Origin of the sequence: Gemmata palustris (genome assembly GCF_017939745.1) — a bacterium.
Taxonomy (GTDB): domain Bacteria; phylum Planctomycetota; class Planctomycetia; order Gemmatales; family Gemmataceae; genus Gemmata; species Gemmata palustris.
Genome location: NZ_JAGKQQ010000001.1, coordinates 3,324,717 through 3,341,485 on the forward strand (window position 1 = coordinate 3,324,717; position 16,769 = coordinate 3,341,485).

Sequence of the window (16,769 nt, forward strand, 5' to 3'; positions counted from 1 at the left end):
CTAACCGACACCAGTGCAGCAAGCGCCGAAAGAATTCGCGCCCCCGTCCTGCCATCGGTCGGGCATGGCGACCCAACGACTCACCGAACGCGCCGCCGCACCCTTCACCGGGGCGCGCGTGGACCGCGACTCCGGCACCATCGACGACGTGCTCATCTGCGGCACCGCCAGCGCCAACGGGCGCGACTACCCCGTCAGCGTGTTCAAGCGCGACTTCAGCAAGTACGAGGGCAAGCCCGTGAACTGCGACCACGGGCGCGAGAGCACCGTGGACCGGCGGTTCGGCTGGTTCACCCGCGTGCGCCCCGGACCCGACGGGCGCCCGCGCGGGCGACTCAATTGTCTCAAAAGTCACCCGATGTATGAACGGGTGATGGAAGCCGCCGAGCGCAACCCCGCCCTGTTCGGGTTCAGCCACGTCGCCATGTGCGACACCCGGCGCGGCCCCAACGGGCGCGAAGTCGTGGAGGCGATCCGCGAAGTCGAGTCCATCGACCTCGTCGCCCAGCCCGCCACCACCAAGGGGCTCTTCGAGGGCCGGTCCGTGCCATTCAGTTCCCAACACATCGCCGCGTGGGGCGCCAAGCTCCCCATCCCCGCGCGCCGCACCGAGGCCGACATGGATACCAGCGCCCCCACCGACGACGCCACGATGCCCCTCGCGCCCGTTGACGATTTTGATGACGTGGACGACGCGGACGACACTGATACCGACGACACCAACGACGCCATCGGCGCGAGCTTCAAGGCCGCGATCATGGCCGTCATTGACAAGGCGATGACTGGCGGAATGGACGCGAAGGCTGCGCTGTCGAAGATCAAGACGCTGCTCAACAGTCACGCCGACGCCACCAACGACGACGGCACCCCGGACACCGACGGCGACCCGACCACGCCCGAGTCGCGCCAGAAGACGGGCGCCGCCATTTGGGGGGTGATCGATGCGTGCGAGAAGAACGGGTTCGCGGGCTACACCCGCGCCGACCTGGATCTCATCGCCGCGGTCCCGGCCGGGCGCCGCGCGGTCCTCATCGAGCGCCTGAAGGAAAGTGCCTACGAGCGCCCCACCAGCGCCGGGCGCGGGCGCATCACCAGTGCGGTGAGTGGCGCCCACCGGACCACTGAGAGCAAGCCGCCCACCGACGCGAAGGCGTTCGCCGAGTGGCTCCGGTAGCAGGCTTCGGGGCTCAGGGTTCGGGATTCCGCAAAGACAGACGCGCACAGAATTCAGCAATAACACGGGCATTCGGCATCAAGCACAAGGCATTTGCGATTCGGGAGCGGGCACACCTGCCTTCACTGAATCCCGAATCCTGAACCCCGAATCCTGCCTCAAGGAGAAGACGTGTCCAACATCCTCCGCCAAGCCAACGCGCTCAAAGAAGCCAAAGACACCTTCGGCGTTTACGACGAGTTCGGCTGGTACATTAGCCCGCACCAGTGGACGAGCGTCCTGACCGACTCCGGCACCGCGGTCGCCGGGGGCGTGGGCGGCGTGCTTACTCTGACCAACTCCGATGGGACCGTCGCCGATAACGACGAGGCCTATGTCGGCACTACCGTGGCGATGTTCAGGCCCGCGGTCAACAAGCCCCTGTACGCCGAAGCGCTCCTCCAGTTCAGCGAAGCGAACACCAGCGCGGCCAACGTCGCCTTCGGGCTGGCGAGTTCCGTGGCCGCGGACCTCATCGCGGACAACGGCGCCGGAATGCGCGCCAGCGGGACCGTGATCGCCATCTACAAGGTGGACGGCGAGACCGTGTGGCGGTTCGTCACGCGCAACGGTTCCGACGTGACCATCAGCGTGTCCGATCGCACCGCGGGCGGGGCCGCGTACCAGCAGCTCGGCATCGAGGTCGTGGACGTGCTCGGCTCCTACGCGACCGTCGTCCCCACGGTGGACGGCCAGTCGCTCCGCGACGCGACCAGCGGGCTCCCGATCAAGCACCAGCTCCTGCTCACCAGCATCGCCGCGGCGAGCCTGTTCGTGGGCGGCAAGAACGGTTCCACGACCCTGGAAACGTCCCTGTGGGATTACGCCGGGTGCTGGCAGACACGATAGCCGCCGACGGCGGCGTCGAAAGTCATAACGTCAAAAGTCGTAAAGTCAAAAAAACACTGATCCAATTGGCTTTTAGACTTTCGATTTATTGCAGCAGCTTTACGACATTTAACGTTATGGATCACATCGAATCACAGTGACTTTACGACTTTTGACCTTACGACTTTACGACGCCCGAAGGGCCCAAAAATGAACCACAAGAAGCTCGTCGAATCCGTGAAGGCCCACGGTCCCGAGGCGCTCGCGGGCCTGAACGGGGCACTGGGGGCCAAGGCCCTCCGGCCGCACGAACTGGACCTGGGGGCGCTCTTCATCGAGTGCTTCGGGTACTCCAACTTCGCGCACTGCCGCCAGCACCTGGGCGACTGTGCCAGCCGCGCACACGACGTGATGACCCGCGCCCGCCTGGAAGAAGCCGCCGGTGCCAATTCCACCGCCGCGTTCCTCAACATCACGCAGCAGTTCGCGTACTCCGCGGTGCTCGATGCCTACGACGTGCCGTCGCGCGTCTTCGTGAACGCGATCCCCTCGCGCCCCAGTAAGTTCAAGTCCGAACGGCTACCCGGCATCTCCCACATTGGGGACGAGACGGGCGTGGTGGAAGAGGGCAAGCCGTACCCGGAAGTGGGCGTGTCCGAGGACTGGACCGATACCCCGGAGACCAAGAAGCGGGGGATGGTCGCGCGGGCCACGAAGGAGTGCGTGTTCTTCGACCAGACCGGCGAGTTCATGAACCGGCTCAGTTTTTTAGGCGAATGGTTGGGCGTTAATGACGAGAAGCGCGCCATCGACTGCATCATCGATGCGGGCGAAACCGCGAACAACCAGTACCGCTACAAGTGGCGCAATACGTCCATCCCCACCTACGGGGACAACAGCGGCACTCACACCTGGGACAACCTGGCCGGGTCGCTCACGCTCACGGACTTCAACTCGATCAACACCGCCTGGCAGGTGCTCGTGGGGATCACCGACCCCTACACCGGCGAGCCGCAGAACGTGACGATCAAGCACATCTGTGTGCCCCCGGCGCTGGCCTTCACGGTGCCGTTCGCGCTCAAGGGCATGGTGAAGCGCACCGCCCCGGGCTACGCGACCACGGGCACGGAGATCAGCAACCCGGTGGGCGACATCGTGGGCAACCTGCAGGTGCTCACGAGCCAGTTGTTCCGCACCCGCAGCGGCTCGGACACGAACTGGTTCCTGGGCGACATCGGCCGGGCCTTCGAGCAGATCGAGAACTGGCCCCTCACGGTCACCGCGATCGGCGCGGGCAGCCAGCTCGAGTTCGATAACGACATCATCTTCCAGTCAAAGGTGTCGAAGCGCTCCACGTTCAGCACGCGCCAGCCCCGCGCGATGGTGAAGTGCGCGTAGTGACGGGTCGAAGGTCGCAAGGTCCAAAGTCGTACTGTCGGAACCATCAACCCGAGCCAAGTGTGAGTCATGGCCAAGAACAAAGACGAAGACGCGAAGTCCAAGCCGAAGGCGAGTGCCCCTCGAACGTGCCACCAGAACGAGCGCGCCGAGGGCGACCTGAAGCGCTTCAAGTTGCGCGCGCCGAACGCGGGGTCGCGGGGCTACCGCTACGTGCTGGCCCCGGACCGCGCCGCGGCCGAGGCGCTCTACCTGGAAACCGAGGGCCTGGCAGCCCAACCCGAGGGCACCGAGCCGGTCCAAGTAAACGTAGTGGAACTGCCGGACTGACCCCGTGCCATCTGGGTAGTACGAGACGGGTACCTGGGAGGGACAGCGATGGCGAACACGCCGCTTCAGAACTTGCAGGCTACTTACGCCAACATCTGCGCGCAGTTGGCCGAGATCACCGCGAACCCGAAGCCCACGTACAGCACCGACGGGCGCTCCGTGAGTTGGGGCGAGCACTTCAACAACCTGTCGGCCCAGTTGGAGAAACTCGGCAAGATCCCCGACGTGGCCCCGGACATGAGCCCGATGTTCACGGCCGTCAGCGTGGCCCGGTAACCGGAATTGTTAGCACTTGTTAGCCGCGCGATCGGATTCCTCGGCAACCGGTGCGAAACCAAAGGCTAACACCCGCCCCGGAAGCGCACCATGTTTCCCGATCTGAGTGCCGATTACCTGATGATCGACTTCCCGGAGCCGGTCACCTATTACTCGAAGACCGGCGAAGGCACTTACGCGACAGCACAAACGATCGAGTACGCGCAGGTAACGCAGATCACCAAGGACGACGCCCGTTCGAGTCCGGCGCTGCTGGAAAACGACACGTGCGTGTTCAACCTGTGGCGCGGGCCGCTGGGCGACATTGTGCCGAAGGTCGGGGATTCCCTGGAAGACGCGCGCCAGGTGAAGTGGGTCGTGACGCGCGTCCAGCCCTCGGACCGCGACGCGAACGGGTACCAGCGCTACCGGCTCACCACCACCGCGGAGAACTGATGCCCGGCCCCCCATCGAACCTGGACACGATCCTCGACGCCGTGGTCACTGCGGTGCGGGAACTGAACTTCAAGCTGACTGGCCCCGGGTCCGTGCCCGTGGTGAAGCGCAAGCTCCCGAAGCGCGAGGAGGCCGTGGACCCGTCCGAGCAGGTCACGGTCTCGGGGGCCGCGGAACTGGACAGCGTGACACCGATCGCGTTCGGGGACGTGTTCCGGGTGCGGTACCGGGTCGAGGTCACGCTCGTTACGAGCAACAAGAACGACCAGGTGAAGAACCTCCCGGAGTACCTGGCGTTCCGCCAGCAGGTGCGCCAGTTGTTCCGCAAGCCGCCCCTGGTAGGCGCGGCGGCGGTTGTGGACCTGGACGTCGTGGGCGGCGAGTTCCTGGACCGCGGGATGATTAGCCAGGGCTACGACTACCAACAGGTCGTGATCCGGGTGACGACGATCGAACCGTAGGGACAGGGGCAGAGTTAGGCGGTCGGCCCGAAGCTCGAAGGGATCGTTTCTTGCGGTTCCCGCGCACTGAGGAATTGGAGACATGGCCATTACACACACGATCGCGCAGGGCTGGGGCGGTTCGGCCGGAAGCCTGTCGGCTTCCGTCGGGGTCACCAGCACGAACGCCAACGAGCAGAACTTCTCCGCGACGCTCGCGGCCCCGACCACGAACCAGCAGCGCGACGTGCAGTGGGCACAAGCCAAGCTGCTCGCGGTTTACATCCTGAGCGACCAGGACGTGGTACTGAAGGTGAACAGTTCGTCGTCGCCGACCGACACCATCACGATCAAAGCGAGCTACCCGTTCTGCTGGATCAAGGGCTGCGGGCTCCCGTACCCGTTCACCGGGACCGCGGGCACCGTGACGACCACCTACTGGTCCAACTCCGGGTCCGCAGTGGCCAACGTCGAGTTCCGCTCGTTGATCGACCAGTGATATCAACCGCGAGCGCCCCGAACCCGTGCCCGGTATTCTGGCCCGTGACGCCGCGCCCCTGCCCCACCGAGGTTCCCCGTGCCCCTGACCCAGATCGGACTATCGGCCAGTGTGACCTGGCAGCTCGCCCGGGGCGTCTCCGGGTTCGCCGACGTGACCCAAGGGAGCGACACCGCGAGTTTCAGTTCCAACGGGCTCAACGTGGGAACCTGGAACGAGGTCTTCGCGACCCAGTACGCGATCGCGGCGGCGGGCACCCAGGCGGTGGACCTGCGCACGTTCACGGACCTGACCGGAACGGCCGTGACCGCGGACAAGGCGCTGGCGCTCATCGTACTCGTGACCGGTGCCGTGTCCGACAAACTGAACGTGAAACCGCACGGAACCAACGGGCTCCAGTGGTTCTTCGGGGGCACGGCGGAGGGCACGAACGTGCCCGGGGGCGGGTTCCTCATGTTCAGTGAGGGGCCGACCTCGGCCGGCACCGCCGTGGACGCGACCCACAAGCAACTGCTCCTCACCAACAACGGTTCCGCGCCCCTGACCGTCAAGGTCGTGGCCCTACTGAGTGACGTCTAATGGGATACCTGAGCGGGAAAACCGGGTACGTGCAGTTGGGTTCCACCACGTACTCGTTCGGGAAATGGAAACTGTCGATGAAGGCCGGGACGCCCAAGGTCACCAACTGGACCACCAACGGGTTCCAGTCCGTCGTGCCCGGGGTCGTGGCCGCCACGATCTCGTGTTCCGGCCCGTGGAACTTCGGGAGCACCCCGGTCACGCTCAACAGCGTGTACGCCTTCCACCTGGGGCTGGACACGGGTGTCGAGCTGGTGGTCAACGCCCAGGTGAGCGCGATCGAACCCGAGAACGACGTCGAGGGCAGCCCCGCCGTCTCGATCACCGCCGAGTCCACGGGCACGTTCACGGCCTCGATCAGTTGACGCCATCCAACAACGGAGACCACGTGTCTGAGTTATCCAAAGCGCTCGGTACCGCCGGCCCCGAGCACCAGCTCGTACACGAGGGCCGGGCCTACGTTTTCCACCTCTTGAACCAGGCCCGCAAGAACGCGCTGGAAAAGCGCCTGTACCAGCAAGCGCGCGAGGCCGTGTACGTGGACCGGGACCACATGACCGAGGACCAGTACCTGGCCCGGCTCGACAAGGTGCGCGAGGCCTACGAGCGCAACGAGTACGCGTTCTTCGGCGCGCGATGCACGGAGATCCTCCAGACGCCCAAGGGCGCGCTCATGCTCCTGGAGGTCATCACCGGCGAGACCGAGGACGACCTCACGCCCGTGCTGTCCGAGCGCGGACCCGAGGTGAACGCGCTGCTCAAAACGGTTATGGACGAGTCGTTCCGGAAGGTGAGGGCGCGCCCGCAGCCGCCCGAGGTGCCGCTTGGGTGACGAGATCCCTTACGGGGTGCTCACGTTCAAGTGGGCCGCGCTGGTGGAGAAGTTCCGTCTCACGCCCGCCCAGATCGGCGCGCTGACGGACTACCAGATCGACGCCCTTTACTTCCACGCGCGCGACAAGACCGGGGCGCTCGTGGCCCCGGAGGGGCCGCCCCAACCGCCCGCGGCGCCGACCAAGGCGTCCCAATTGGCGACGATCAACTTGCTCGAGGGCACCACAATCATTAGCCCGGCCCGAGCGCAAGAACTCCGGGACGAGGTGAACCGTGGCGAAAGCAAGTAACATCGGGGGCGCGATCGGCCAGGTCGGGGGCGCGCTCGGGGCGGTCGCCGGGCCGCTCGGGGCCGTGGCCGGCGTACTCGGCCAGGTCGGGGGCACCCTGCTCGATCTGGTGTCCACGATCAAGTCGTTCGTCGAGGCCGCGTCGCCCGAAACCATCCGCGCGTTCGACGAGGCCGTCAAGCACGTGATGGCGACCATCGGGACCGCCTTCGTCGGCGCGTTCCAGGTCTTCGGCTCCATCGTGCGCGAGATCGGTGACACGCTCGCGCCGCTGATGCGGCAACTGGCGCCGATCATCCAGTCCGTCGCGAGCGCGCTCGGGAACTATCTGCTCGGGGTCATCCGGATCGTGGTCGCGGTGTTCCAGTTGTTCGTGCCCGTGCTCAAGATCGTCACGGACGCGCTGGCCGTTTTTTACGGGTTCATCGCGGAACTAATGGGCGTGGTCGCCGCGCTCATCAAGACCTTTCAGGCCATGATTTCGGCGGTGTTCGGTACCGACGTGGGCATCTTCCGCGAGGTGTTCAAAGGGATCGTGGACATCGTCAAACAGGTCATCAAGGCCCTCATTTCCCTGTACGCCACCCTGGTGTCGTTCCTCGGACCCGAGACGCGCGCGGGGCTGCGTCTGTTCGCCGACACGCTCGAAAAAGAAGCCAAGGCGAGCGAGGAGCGGACCGCGGCGCGTAAGGCCGCGGGTACCAACGCTGCGTTCCAGGATCTCCCGTCGCTGGTCAAGCAGGCGCAGACGGCCGCGTTCACAGCCGCAGGCAAGGCCGGGGCAGGGGGCACCGAGCGCGAGAAGAGTGACAGTGAGTGGTTGCGGGAGATCGCGATCTCGGTCCGGGCCGCAGCCGATTCCAATAAGGGGTTCCGCGAGATGCTAACGGATTGGTGGGACAGAGAGGTCCTTGGTGGTCTCGGGAAAGGCATTTTGGGGCGGGCTCTAAACGTCTTTCTCAATCCCACAGACGCAGCCACCCCCGCTATTGGGGGACTTATTGGCAGGTTACTTTTCGGGGGCGCTGGAGCAGCCGGCACTTATCTCTCTAGTAAAATTCGGTAGCCGGCGCCCGCGCGATCGCTCACGGGAGCAATTCTCTCGGCGGCATGACGAGAATGGCGTCGTCAATCAGAATGAAATGGTTTGGTAGTGAGTTGTGCTCGCGCAACGATAACCAATCAGCGGCCCACGGCTGTGAATCGAAGCGAATTAAGCCCCGTAACACCCCTTCAACGTAAACAATCGGGGTGTCCCTAATTGCCCCCGCTTTGAAACCACGGTCGGCGCGCAAGTCACAAACGATATAGGGGCGAACGAAACCTGGATCCTGGCTCATCAAAATCAGCGAGTACTTATCCATTTTAATTCCATAAATTCCACCTTGTAGCTTAACATGCACGCGCTTACCTTCTAATTCGTCTTTCTTGCTATCACCTGAATAAGAATATAATAAATCAGCGTAACTAGTTCGCAGTTTCGACGTAGCAAATGGCAGCAGTTCTGCCGCCGGTACGGGCACGTCGACCGCGGGCGCGACCACTGGGGCCGCCGGCGGCTCACTCGCTCCAGGAATCGGGTCCGGAGCCGGGGCCGGTTCTCGCTTCACATTGCACCCGACCGCGACCAACAACACCCCGCACAGAACGGCGCGCATGTCCCACCCCGCGCGGGCCAGTGGTGCTAACCCCAGCGGCCCGCGCGCTGAGGTCTTTCCTGCGATCAAGTCACCAAGCGTATCATAGCTCCCCGGCACTTAAAGTGAACAAGCGACCACACGCCCCCGGTGACATCGGCCGGAGGCGCGGGCACCGCCCCGCAGCGCCGGGCGTGCCACAGAGGTCCGATTGTGCCGATCTTAACGTACCTCGAAGAAGTCGCCGACGTCTCGCCGGCCTCGGCGAGTTTCACCAACCAGAGCCAGTCGTGCGCGGCCACGTACATCCTCCGGTCCCCCACGCTCGCGGACCTGCGCAACTCGATCATCGACCTGCTCGGGTCCACGGGCACCGCGGTGGCCGACGGGCGCATCCAGCGCATACTCCCGGCCCGGCACCCGCTCTACCAGTGGATGTTCGCGGACTCGTGTTCGCCCCAGGGCGTCGGCGCGCGGTTCACCGTCGAGACCCCGTCGCCCGGTCCCGGGTCGCCGATCATCCCGTACTTCCCGCGCTACACCGATTACCGCTACCGCGTGTCGTTCAGCCCCCGGCCGTACAACTCCTGGCAGGACCACGACGTCATCGTCACCTCCGCGATCGGGTTCGACAAGGGCGGGTCCGCGTACTCCTACACCTATGCCACCGAGTGGATGCGCTTCACGACCTTCGAGCAGACACCGGCGAACCAGTTCGTCACGGCCCAGCAGGGCCAGATGGTGTTCCGCGTGGGGAACACGGTTAGCGGAGTGCTCCCGCCGAACGAGGTCAACTACCAGGACGCCCCGCGCTTGTGGCTCCCGGACTCCATCGTCAAGTGCCGCTGGTACCAGGTGCCGTACCGGTACCTGACGTCCGGGAACTCGTACCTGACCAAGTTCATCGGGCACATCAACCAGAACGACTTCGGGTACCTCAACGGGGAGAACCGCCTCGAGCCCTACCGCGCCGGGTCACTGCTCTACCTGGGCGCGACACCGACGGCCGTGTACACGCCCCCGATCCCGGACCCGGGCCTGTTGGCGTTCAACGTCGGCGACGGGTTCGCGCGCTCGAAACTGTGTGACCTGGAACTCAATTTCTTGTACACGGCCCGGACACTCGGTTCGCCCACGGGTTACGCGCCGGACTTCAGCGCCGTGAACCGGAACTGGATCGTGGCCGGGCACAACCTCCAGCCCTGGCTCACGACCCGCAAGTTCTACCACGTGTCCACTTACGACCCTGCGGCGCCGGCGGACCACGCGAAGTGGTACCCCACGTACAACTCGTTCCCGTTTGAACTGCTCTTCACCGATCCGGACGCGGGCAACTCGCCGAAGATGGAGCCCTAACCGAGTGGGCCGCTGCGTCCCCGTCCGAGTGGCGCCGAGTCCCGGCCCCGTTCCTGAGTGTGGCTACGCCCCATGAGTCCCCTCGATAACAACCCGTTCGCCGACGCGGTCCTGGATGCGTTCCGCAGCGCGTCCGCGCCCGGGGCGGACCCGTACCGCGGGTTCTTCGTCGCGAAGCTGACCGCCAAAGCGGACGTCGCCGGGGTGTGGAACTACAACTGGGTCGAACAGACGTTCGGCCCGGGCACGGGCCTCCCCACCGACGCGAACCCGGCGCGCTCCGGGGGCATCGTGAGCGGCGCCCCGATCAGCCCGGCCCTCGAACTGAACAACCTCGAAGTCGATCTGGCCGGCGACGTGTTCGTGTTCATGCGGCAGAAGGGGATTGTCAACGGCCAGGTGTACTACGAGTTCGTGGCCCGGGGCACGCGCACCACCACGACCACCACGGCCGCCCCGTGTACGGGCTCGTGCCTATGGACCTACGCCGCCGCGACGAAGACGTGGACCAGAACGAGCACCTCGTGCCAGACCGGGTGCAAGTGCCTGGCGCCGACCTTCTGCCCGCCCGCCGACGCGACCACCCAGACCGCGTGCGGCCACTTCAACTCGGACCAAACGCCCACCTACTGCGGCGGCTCCACGACGACGAGCGGGGCGTGTACGACCACGACCAACTCGGCGTGCGTGACCGGGTGCGACTGGTACTGTCACCCGGCCCGGGGGTGGCAACTCACGGCGAACGGGTGCTCCAGCGCGTGCCCGTGTTCCGCACTGGCAACCCCCTGTGGTGACGGCAACAGGTGCGGCACGGCTCACACGGGGTGCGTATCCACCCCGGCCTACTGCAGCGGCGGGTGTCGGTGGGTCTGGACGGGCACCGCGTGGGAGCAGGTATCCCATAGCTGTTCGTCGAACGGGGTGTCGAACTGCTTCTGCGACGCGCCCACCGGGGCGGGTACGGTGTGCGCCCAAGAGACCCAGACCGGGTGCTACGTCCACGGCCCCAACGGGGGAGCCGACCCGTGCGCGCCGCCCACGACCACCACGGCCGGACCGGGGTGCTCGGGCACCTGCCTGTGGCTGACCTCGAACGGGACGCAGTTCGATACCATCTACCGCTTCTGCCCGGGGTGCGACTGTGCCGCCCCGACCGCGGTGCCGCAATCCCCGTCCGCCGTGACCGAGACCCCGTGCGTCCCGTTCGTGACCACAACGACGACAACCGCGCCCCCCACCACAACGACTACGACCGCGGGGGCGTGCGGGAGCTGTACGTACCAGTGCAACAGCAGCGGAACCGGTTTCAACTACTACAGCTCGATCTGTGGCGCGTCGTGCGGGTGCCCGGACATCGCGCCCGTGGGTAATTGCGTCCCGGGGAGCTTCCGGGCGGTCGCGTGCCAGACCGGGGCAACGACGGCCGGCCCGACGACCACGACTACAACTACGACCACGACCGGGGGCGGGACGACCACCACCGGGGGCGGAACCACGACCACCACCACTGGGGGCGGCGGGGGCACGACCACCACCACCACCACCACCGGGGGCGGCGGGGGCACGACCACCGGCGGCGGTCCGTCCTACTTCTGCCAGACGTGCGAGAACGGAACCCCGTACTTCTGCAGCGGCGTGATCGTGTGTACCGTGGTCGGGGCGCACTACACGATGATCGACTGCGTCGCGAACTGTCAGACGATCCCCACGACGAGCATCACGACCGCGTCCCCTCCGTAAGCGGCCGCCCTCGGAACGATTTCTCCCCGAACACTAGGCACGCCCACATGAGCCGCGCGCCCCTGACGCTCGACGCGCTCGCAACAGCGCGGCGCGTTTGGAACAACGACAACCCGGAAAACGTGACGGGCGGCCTGATCCAGTTGTGTCGCGAGCTGATCCGGCCCGACTGGGTCATGGTCGAGGTCGGGTGCTTCGCGGGCGTCAGTACCGCCGTGTTCGCGCACTTTGCACACACCGTGTTCGCTGTAGACCCGTGGGAACTCGGGCCGGCGCGCGGGTACACCGAGATCCCGGCCCAGCACATCGCGGACGCGGCGCGCCGCTTCGATCGGGTGCTGGAGCACTTCGCCAACGTGAAAAAGTGCCAGGGGTTCTCGATCGAGGTCGCGGCGGGGTTCGCGGACGCATCCCTGGACGGGGTGTATTTGGACGGCGCACACGACCCGGCGAACTTCGAGGCCGACGTCCGGGCGTGGGCGCCGAAGATCAAGCCGGGCGGGTGGCTCATGGGCCACGACCTGGGACTCGTCGGCGACCCGCGCCGGTTCCTCAACAGCACCACGAACCTCCGGGCGTACCCGGAAAGTTCGTGGGCGCTCCAAATAGGGTGAATGATGTCGGACGTGTTAACGATCGGGATGGCCACGCGGGGCGAACCGGACCACGTGTGGTTCACACTCTCGGCCCTGGCCGCGAACCACCCGCGGTGCCGGTACGTCGTGGTGGACAACACGCCCGAGCGCGACTCGCGGGTCGAAGCGATCACCCGGGCCGTGGGCGGAACCTACTACCACCGCCCGGACCTGACGGGCACGAGCGCCCCCCGCGACGCGGTGTTCCGGTTCGCTGAGACGCCCTGGGTGATGTGCCTCGACTCGCACGTGATCCTGGAAACGGGCGCAGTACAAGCGGCCCTCGGTTTCGCGGCGGCGCACCCGGACTCGAACGACCTGGTACAGGGTCCGCTCATCGGGGACGACGGGCGCTGGTTCGCGACCCACTGGGGCATAACCGCTCCGCCCGGACTTTGGGGCACGTGGCAGTCGGACCCGCGCGGGCAGTTCCCGGCGGGCGCGCCGTTCGACATCCCCATGACGGGCCTGGGGCAGTGGATGATGCGGCGGGCGGCGTGGCCCGGGTTCAACCCACTGTTCCGGGGGTTCGGGGGCGAGGAGGGGTACCTGCACGAGGTCGTCCGCCGCGCCGGGGGGAGAACCCTGTGCCACCCCGCCCTCCGCTGGCGCCACAAGTTCCGGGACGTGTCCGGGTGGCACAACAACCCGCCCCCGCCGTACCCGCTGCGCCTGAGCGACCACGTGTGGAACCTCCTGGTGGGGCACCGGGAACTGGGCATCGAAGCGACGGAGCAGATCCACGCCCACTACGGGAAAAAGCTGGGTGCGCAAGAGTGGGAATCACTGGTACGGGCCGCGGCCGAGGCCCAGCCTTTCGGTGGCCCGCGCCACCAGGTGAAGCGGCAAAAGATCCTGGCCCTCTGGTACTCGGACAACACCGCCCCCCCGGACCTGCTGAACCGCTCGGCCACTTCGGTGGTCGCGGCCCAATCCCAGACCCTGCGCCACGACGTGACCGTGTCCGCGTGCTCGTGGGCGCCCGTACCCGGCGCGCCGTTCGACCGCCCGGGGGCGAGCTGGGAATCGTTCCGCGGCGCCCAGGTACGGGGTTACGGCACCATCCTGGCGCAGATGGAACAGGCGTACCAGCGGGCCGGCGCGCCGGGCGACTTCGACGCGATCGCGTTCTGCGAGCACGACGTACTCTACCCGCCCGGGTACTTCGACCGGGTCGGCGACGCGCTGGCCGCGAACCCGACCGCGCCCGTCGTTTCGCACCTCGACTACGTCGGCCTGAACGCGACCGGCTGGCAGGCGGTCCGGGCGCGGCACGAACCGCTGCACCAGCTCACCCTCCGGGCCGATGTGTTCCGGGCCAATCTGGAGCGCACCAAGAGCGACGCACGGCGGTCCGACGCGGTGGTTCTCGAACCCGACCACGGCACGGCGCGGGCCGATTGGATTCGCGTCCCCCCGATCGATCCGACCGGCGCGACCGGGATGCCCGCGGTCCATGTGAACCACGGTGTCGGGCGCTTTACCGCGCACGGGGACGTGTGCTACGAGCCCCGCGGGTTCGCCCTCTGGCACCCCCACTGGGGCGAGGCCCGGCGCTGGTGGCCGGGGGACATGGCCACTCTCGCGAACGTCGCGACCGACCAGTTCAAGGGCGGGGGATGTTCCTCGTGCGAGGCCGCGAAGCACGCGACCCTGGAGTCGTGGGCAAAAGCGGCCGCGGCCCGCCCGTCCGACTTTCACGAACACGTGCCCACGCTCCAAGAACTGGCCGCGAAGTGTACGAGTGCCACCGAACTGAGCCTGTGGATGAAGCCGGCCGACGCAGCGATGGCTTATGGACTTGGTGCGACCGGCACCTTCACCAGTGTGTGCCCGCACCCGAAGCCGCAATGGGCCGAACTCACCCGGCTCATGGGCGCGCGGTTCACCGGTACCGCTACGGACCCGGCGTCCGCACCCGTGGCCCCCACGGACCTGCTGTTCATCGACACGGACCACACCGCGGGCGCTCTGATGCCGCTCCTGGAAGCGCATCACGAGCGCGTGGCCAGGTACCTCGTCGTTCACTGCACCGTGACCTTCGGCGAGGCGGGAGACAAACCCGACGCCCCCGGCGTGATGCACGCGCTCCGCGCGTTCTGCCTCAAGCACCCCGAGTGGGTGGTGAAGCGCCACGACAGAAACAACCACGGCCTGATGGTTCTGTCGAAGTGCCCGGAGGACGTAAAGGAGCTGCCGTCGCTGTGGCGCCAGGCAATGAACTACACCGCGGCCATGATCCGGCACAAGGCGGCGGGGTCACCGGTGGTGAGCCTCGAAGTGCTGGAAGAGCGCCAGGGCCACTGCGCGACGTGCGAGGAACGTGCCCTGGACGCCTGCGCCGCGTGCGGGTGCCCGCTCGAGGCCAAGCTCCCCTTGGCAACCGAGACCTGCGGCCTGGTGAAAAAAGGGCGCCACCCGAAATGGGAAGCCGTGGCCGGCGCGGAGTAGCCGGGTGCCATCGGCCGGGCATGCAAGCCTTCAAGCGACACGGCACACAGCGAGCCCGACTCGTGCAATTCGAGGAAGTGCTACTCGGCTCGGACTACTCCGAGGATGAGCTGGAGTTCATGAAGGCCGTCGAGCGGTACAAGCGCGAGACCGGGACGAAGTTCCCGAGCTACGTCGAGGTGCTTCGCATCGCACGCGGCCTCGGCTGGGTCCGTGACCCGGCACGGGCGATGGGCCGCGACCCGGTGATCGGCGACTTCGTCGAGGCGCCGGTCGCGCCGCTGGTCGACCGGGACGCGCCCGTGAAGCGCGACATGAGACTCAAGGTGAACCGCGGGAAGAAAGCGTGATCCCGCGGCCGAACGTGCCCTCCATTCCGAAATGGTGGTGACCCGTGGCAATCACTGTGACGATCGACCAGGTGACGACCGGAACCGGCGACCAGATCGGCGTGTCGTACACCGGCGGGGATTCCGGGAGCGGCAACGGCATCGGGTGGAACTCCGCCACGGACGTTCAACTGCAATTGATGGCTCGATCACGGTCAACAGCGAAAACGGGCTCCTGCTCGTGCTGATGGCGTGGTGGGCGGCGCTCGATCCCGCGTTCGCATCGCCCAATCTGGTGATCGGGCGCACGGCTACCTGGGACGCTTCTTCCGTCACCCCCGTATCGGTGTCCTGATGTACGCGGAAAAGTCATTCCTCGGGCGCGTCCCGTTCGCGCCCGGGGCCAACATGGGCTTGGCACTGGCGCTCGACACGAGCGCCAAGCGCCACGCCATCTCCTTCGTTCCGACCGAGACCATGACGGTCGCGAAAGTGGCGATCGCCCTCGGCTCGAAGGTCGGCTCCCCGACCTTCGCGGTCCGCATTGAAACGGACGCATCGGGGCGCCCGTCCGGTACGCTCGCTTGGACGAACGCGACGTTCACGGGTCAGGCGATGGGGTCGGCCGGATGGACGGGTGAAGTATCTTTGGTTGCCAGCGGAACGGTGAACGGTGGCACGCTGTACCACGTCGTGACCGCGAACGATCACGGGACGCCCGCATCCAACAATTTCACGGTACTCGACCAAGCGGGCCAATCGCCCGCGTCCCTCGGTTTGGACCGTATCGCGCAGTGGATCACGGCCGGTTATAACGGCACCGTGTGGGCGAACCGCAACGCGCCCATATTCGTGCTGTCGGATTCGGCCGGAACGGTCAAGATCGGGCAACCATTCGACACGGCTGGCCTCGCGACCCTGAGTAGCTTCGGCGTCGGAATGAAGTTCGTTGCGCCGTTCAGTGGGGCGCTGGCCGGGGTAGAGATTTCACACCTACCCAACACCGGTATCGGTACCGTTTCCGTCAAACTATACGACGCGGCCGACACCCTGCTTGGCACCGCGCCCCTCACTGCGGGGCTCATCGCGGTCATCGGCAACGTGCGGCACTCGGTCGCGCTCCTGTTCGACGGCGGTCCCGTCGCGATCACCGCAGGCGCGACCTACCGCGCGGTACTGTCGGACGCGGGCAACGTGGATCGCGTGGACTTCGTCACCGCGCCCAGTTCGCCGGTGGATTACCGCACACTGCTGCCGGTCGCGCAGGACTACCAGTGGACCCAGGGCAGCCCCGGATCGTGGACCGACACGCCCGGCAAGCTCCCGTGCTACTGGGGGCTGATCGCGTCTTCGATTAGTACGGGCGGCAACTCCGCCCCTGGCGGTGGTGACCTCGGGCTCATCATCCAGGCCCGACAGATGATTCCTTACTGAGTGACTGTCCCATATGCCTCGAAATCGCCGTATTTTCGAGTTGTCACCCACGATTTCTCAGGCTT

21 protein-coding genes are annotated in these 16,769 nt (G+C 66.3%); 20 read left to right on the top strand and 1 reads right to left on the bottom strand.

Going from position 1 to position 16,769, the window contains the following annotated elements; genetic code table 11:
- Positions 1–64 precede the first annotated feature (64 nt).
- The 13 genes from J8F10_RS13595 (at position 65) to J8F10_RS13655 (ending at position 8,188) form a co-directional block, all read left to right on the top strand.
- Positions 65–1,174 (top strand): hypothetical protein, encoded by a 1,110-nt coding sequence (locus J8F10_RS13595; protein WP_210654338.1) that lies wholly within the window; start codon positions 65–67, stop codon positions 1,172–1,174.
- A 171-nt stretch (positions 1,175–1,345) separates the two neighbouring features.
- On the top strand, positions 1,346–2,062 hold the full coding sequence (locus J8F10_RS13600) for a hypothetical protein (RefSeq protein ID WP_210654339.1): 717 nt from the start codon (positions 1,346–1,348) through the stop codon (positions 2,060–2,062).
- 189 nt (positions 2,063–2,251) lie between these two features.
- Positions 2,252–3,439, top strand: a complete 1,188-nt coding sequence (locus J8F10_RS13605; RefSeq protein WP_210654340.1) for a phage major capsid protein — start codon at positions 2,252–2,254, stop codon at positions 3,437–3,439.
- 69 nt (positions 3,440–3,508) lie between these two features.
- Positions 3,509–3,769: a hypothetical protein gene (locus J8F10_RS13610; protein ID WP_210654341.1), complete on the top strand. Its 261-nt coding sequence runs from the start codon at positions 3,509–3,511 to the stop codon at positions 3,767–3,769.
- Between the two features lie 48 nt (positions 3,770–3,817).
- The gene (locus J8F10_RS13615; protein WP_210654342.1) at positions 3,818–4,045 is read left to right on the top strand and encodes a hypothetical protein; all 228 of its coding nucleotides are present in this window, start codon (positions 3,818–3,820) and stop codon (positions 4,043–4,045) included.
- 90 nt (positions 4,046–4,135) lie between these two features.
- Complete coding sequence (locus J8F10_RS13620) at positions 4,136–4,480, top strand: hypothetical protein (protein WP_210654343.1); 345 nt, start codon at positions 4,136–4,138, stop codon at positions 4,478–4,480.
- Positions 4,480–4,941, top strand: coding sequence for a hypothetical protein (locus J8F10_RS13625; protein WP_210654344.1), 462 nt, complete (start codon positions 4,480–4,482; stop codon positions 4,939–4,941). The genes J8F10_RS13620 and J8F10_RS13625 overlap by 1 nt, the downstream gene beginning before the upstream one ends.
- An 82-nt stretch (positions 4,942–5,023) precedes the next feature.
- Positions 5,024–5,419: a hypothetical protein gene (locus J8F10_RS13630; RefSeq protein ID WP_210654345.1), complete on the top strand. Its 396-nt coding sequence runs from the start codon at positions 5,024–5,026 to the stop codon at positions 5,417–5,419.
- A 78-nt stretch (positions 5,420–5,497) separates the two neighbouring features.
- Positions 5,498–5,998 carry a hypothetical protein gene (locus J8F10_RS13635; protein ID WP_210654346.1) on the top strand — a complete coding sequence of 167 codons (501 nt, stop codon included), beginning with the start codon at positions 5,498–5,500 and terminating at the stop codon, positions 5,996–5,998.
- Entirely contained in the window at positions 5,998–6,363 is a 366-nt protein-coding gene (locus tag J8F10_RS13640) for a hypothetical protein (RefSeq protein WP_210654347.1), read from the top strand. Before J8F10_RS13635 ends, J8F10_RS13640 begins: the two co-directional genes overlap by 1 nt.
- 23 nt (positions 6,364–6,386) lie before the next feature.
- Positions 6,387–6,830, top strand: a complete 444-nt coding sequence (locus J8F10_RS13645; RefSeq protein WP_210654348.1) for a hypothetical protein — start codon at positions 6,387–6,389, stop codon at positions 6,828–6,830.
- Entirely contained in the window at positions 6,823–7,122 is a 300-nt protein-coding gene (locus tag J8F10_RS13650; protein ID WP_210654349.1) for a hypothetical protein, read from the top strand. Before J8F10_RS13645 ends, J8F10_RS13650 begins: the two co-directional genes overlap by 8 nt.
- Entirely contained in the window at positions 7,106–8,188 is a 1,083-nt protein-coding gene (locus J8F10_RS13655; protein WP_210654350.1) for a hypothetical protein, read from the top strand. Before J8F10_RS13650 ends, J8F10_RS13655 begins: the two co-directional genes overlap by 17 nt.
- 19 nt (positions 8,189–8,207) lie before the next feature.
- Here the strand turns inward: J8F10_RS13655 and J8F10_RS13660 are convergent, their stop codons facing one another.
- Positions 8,208–8,780, bottom strand: a complete 573-nt coding sequence (locus tag J8F10_RS13660) for a hypothetical protein (RefSeq protein WP_210654351.1) — start codon at positions 8,778–8,780, stop codon at positions 8,208–8,210.
- A gap of 192 nt (positions 8,781–8,972) precedes the next feature.
- On the opposite strand from J8F10_RS13660, the gene J8F10_RS13665 reads away from it, so the two are divergent.
- The 7 genes from J8F10_RS13665 (at position 8,973) to J8F10_RS13695 (ending at position 16,704) form a co-directional block, all read left to right on the top strand.
- Entirely contained in the window at positions 8,973–10,115 is a 1,143-nt protein-coding gene (locus J8F10_RS13665; RefSeq protein WP_210654352.1) for a hypothetical protein, read from the top strand.
- 72 nt (positions 10,116–10,187) lie between these two features.
- Positions 10,188–11,855 (top strand): hypothetical protein, encoded by a 1,668-nt coding sequence (locus tag J8F10_RS13670; RefSeq protein WP_210654353.1) that lies wholly within the window; start codon positions 10,188–10,190, stop codon positions 11,853–11,855.
- Positions 11,856–11,902: 47 nt separating this feature from the next.
- Positions 11,903–12,469, top strand: coding sequence for a class I SAM-dependent methyltransferase (locus J8F10_RS13675; protein ID WP_210654354.1), 567 nt, complete (start codon positions 11,903–11,905; stop codon positions 12,467–12,469).
- Complete coding sequence (locus J8F10_RS13680; RefSeq protein ID WP_246523311.1) at positions 12,470–14,941, top strand: glycosyltransferase; 2,472 nt, start codon at positions 12,470–12,472, stop codon at positions 14,939–14,941.
- A gap of 62 nt (positions 14,942–15,003) precedes the next feature.
- Complete coding sequence (locus J8F10_RS13685; RefSeq protein ID WP_210654355.1) at positions 15,004–15,291, top strand: hypothetical protein; 288 nt, start codon at positions 15,004–15,006, stop codon at positions 15,289–15,291.
- Positions 15,292–15,436: 145 nt separating this feature from the next.
- Positions 15,437–15,625: a hypothetical protein gene (locus J8F10_RS13690; protein ID WP_210654356.1), complete on the top strand. Its 189-nt coding sequence runs from the start codon at positions 15,437–15,439 to the stop codon at positions 15,623–15,625.
- Positions 15,625–16,704, top strand: a complete 1,080-nt coding sequence (locus J8F10_RS13695; RefSeq protein WP_210654357.1) for a hypothetical protein — start codon at positions 15,625–15,627, stop codon at positions 16,702–16,704. The genes J8F10_RS13690 and J8F10_RS13695 overlap by 1 nt, the downstream gene beginning before the upstream one ends.
- The last annotated feature ends 65 nt before the right edge of the window (positions 16,705–16,769 follow it).

What these genes read in the sequence shown, in the direction of transcription:
- J8F10_RS13630 (WP_210654345.1), top strand. Translation starts at nt 5,024, where the DNA reads ATGGCCATTACACACACGATCGCGCAGGGCTGGGGCGGTTCGGCCGGA.
- J8F10_RS13675 (WP_210654354.1), top strand. Translation starts at nt 11,903, where the DNA reads ATGAGCCGCGCGCCCCTGACGCTCGACGCGCTCGCAACAGCGCGGCGC.
- J8F10_RS13610 (WP_210654341.1), top strand. Translation starts at nt 3,509, where the DNA reads ATGGCCAAGAACAAAGACGAAGACGCGAAGTCCAAGCCGAAGGCGAGT.
- J8F10_RS13695 (WP_210654357.1), top strand. Translation starts at nt 15,625, where the DNA reads ATGTACGCGGAAAAGTCATTCCTCGGGCGCGTCCCGTTCGCGCCCGGG.
- J8F10_RS13660 (WP_210654351.1), bottom strand. Translation starts at nt 8,780, where the DNA reads ATGCGCGCCGTTCTGTGCGGGGTGTTGTTGGTCGCGGTCGGGTGCAAT.
- J8F10_RS13620 (WP_210654343.1), top strand. Translation starts at nt 4,136, where the DNA reads ATGTTTCCCGATCTGAGTGCCGATTACCTGATGATCGACTTCCCGGAG.
- J8F10_RS13640 (WP_210654347.1), top strand. Translation starts at nt 5,998, where the DNA reads ATGGGATACCTGAGCGGGAAAACCGGGTACGTGCAGTTGGGTTCCACC.
- J8F10_RS13595 (WP_210654338.1), top strand. Translation starts at nt 65, where the DNA reads ATGGCGACCCAACGACTCACCGAACGCGCCGCCGCACCCTTCACCGGG.
- J8F10_RS13605 (WP_210654340.1), top strand. Translation starts at nt 2,252, where the DNA reads ATGAACCACAAGAAGCTCGTCGAATCCGTGAAGGCCCACGGTCCCGAG.
- J8F10_RS13625 (WP_210654344.1), top strand. Translation starts at nt 4,480, where the DNA reads ATGCCCGGCCCCCCATCGAACCTGGACACGATCCTCGACGCCGTGGTC.
- J8F10_RS13670 (WP_210654353.1), top strand. Translation starts at nt 10,188, where the DNA reads ATGAGTCCCCTCGATAACAACCCGTTCGCCGACGCGGTCCTGGATGCG.
- J8F10_RS13615 (WP_210654342.1), top strand. Translation starts at nt 3,818, where the DNA reads ATGGCGAACACGCCGCTTCAGAACTTGCAGGCTACTTACGCCAACATC.
- J8F10_RS13680 (WP_246523311.1), top strand. Translation starts at nt 12,470, where the DNA reads ATGATGTCGGACGTGTTAACGATCGGGATGGCCACGCGGGGCGAACCG.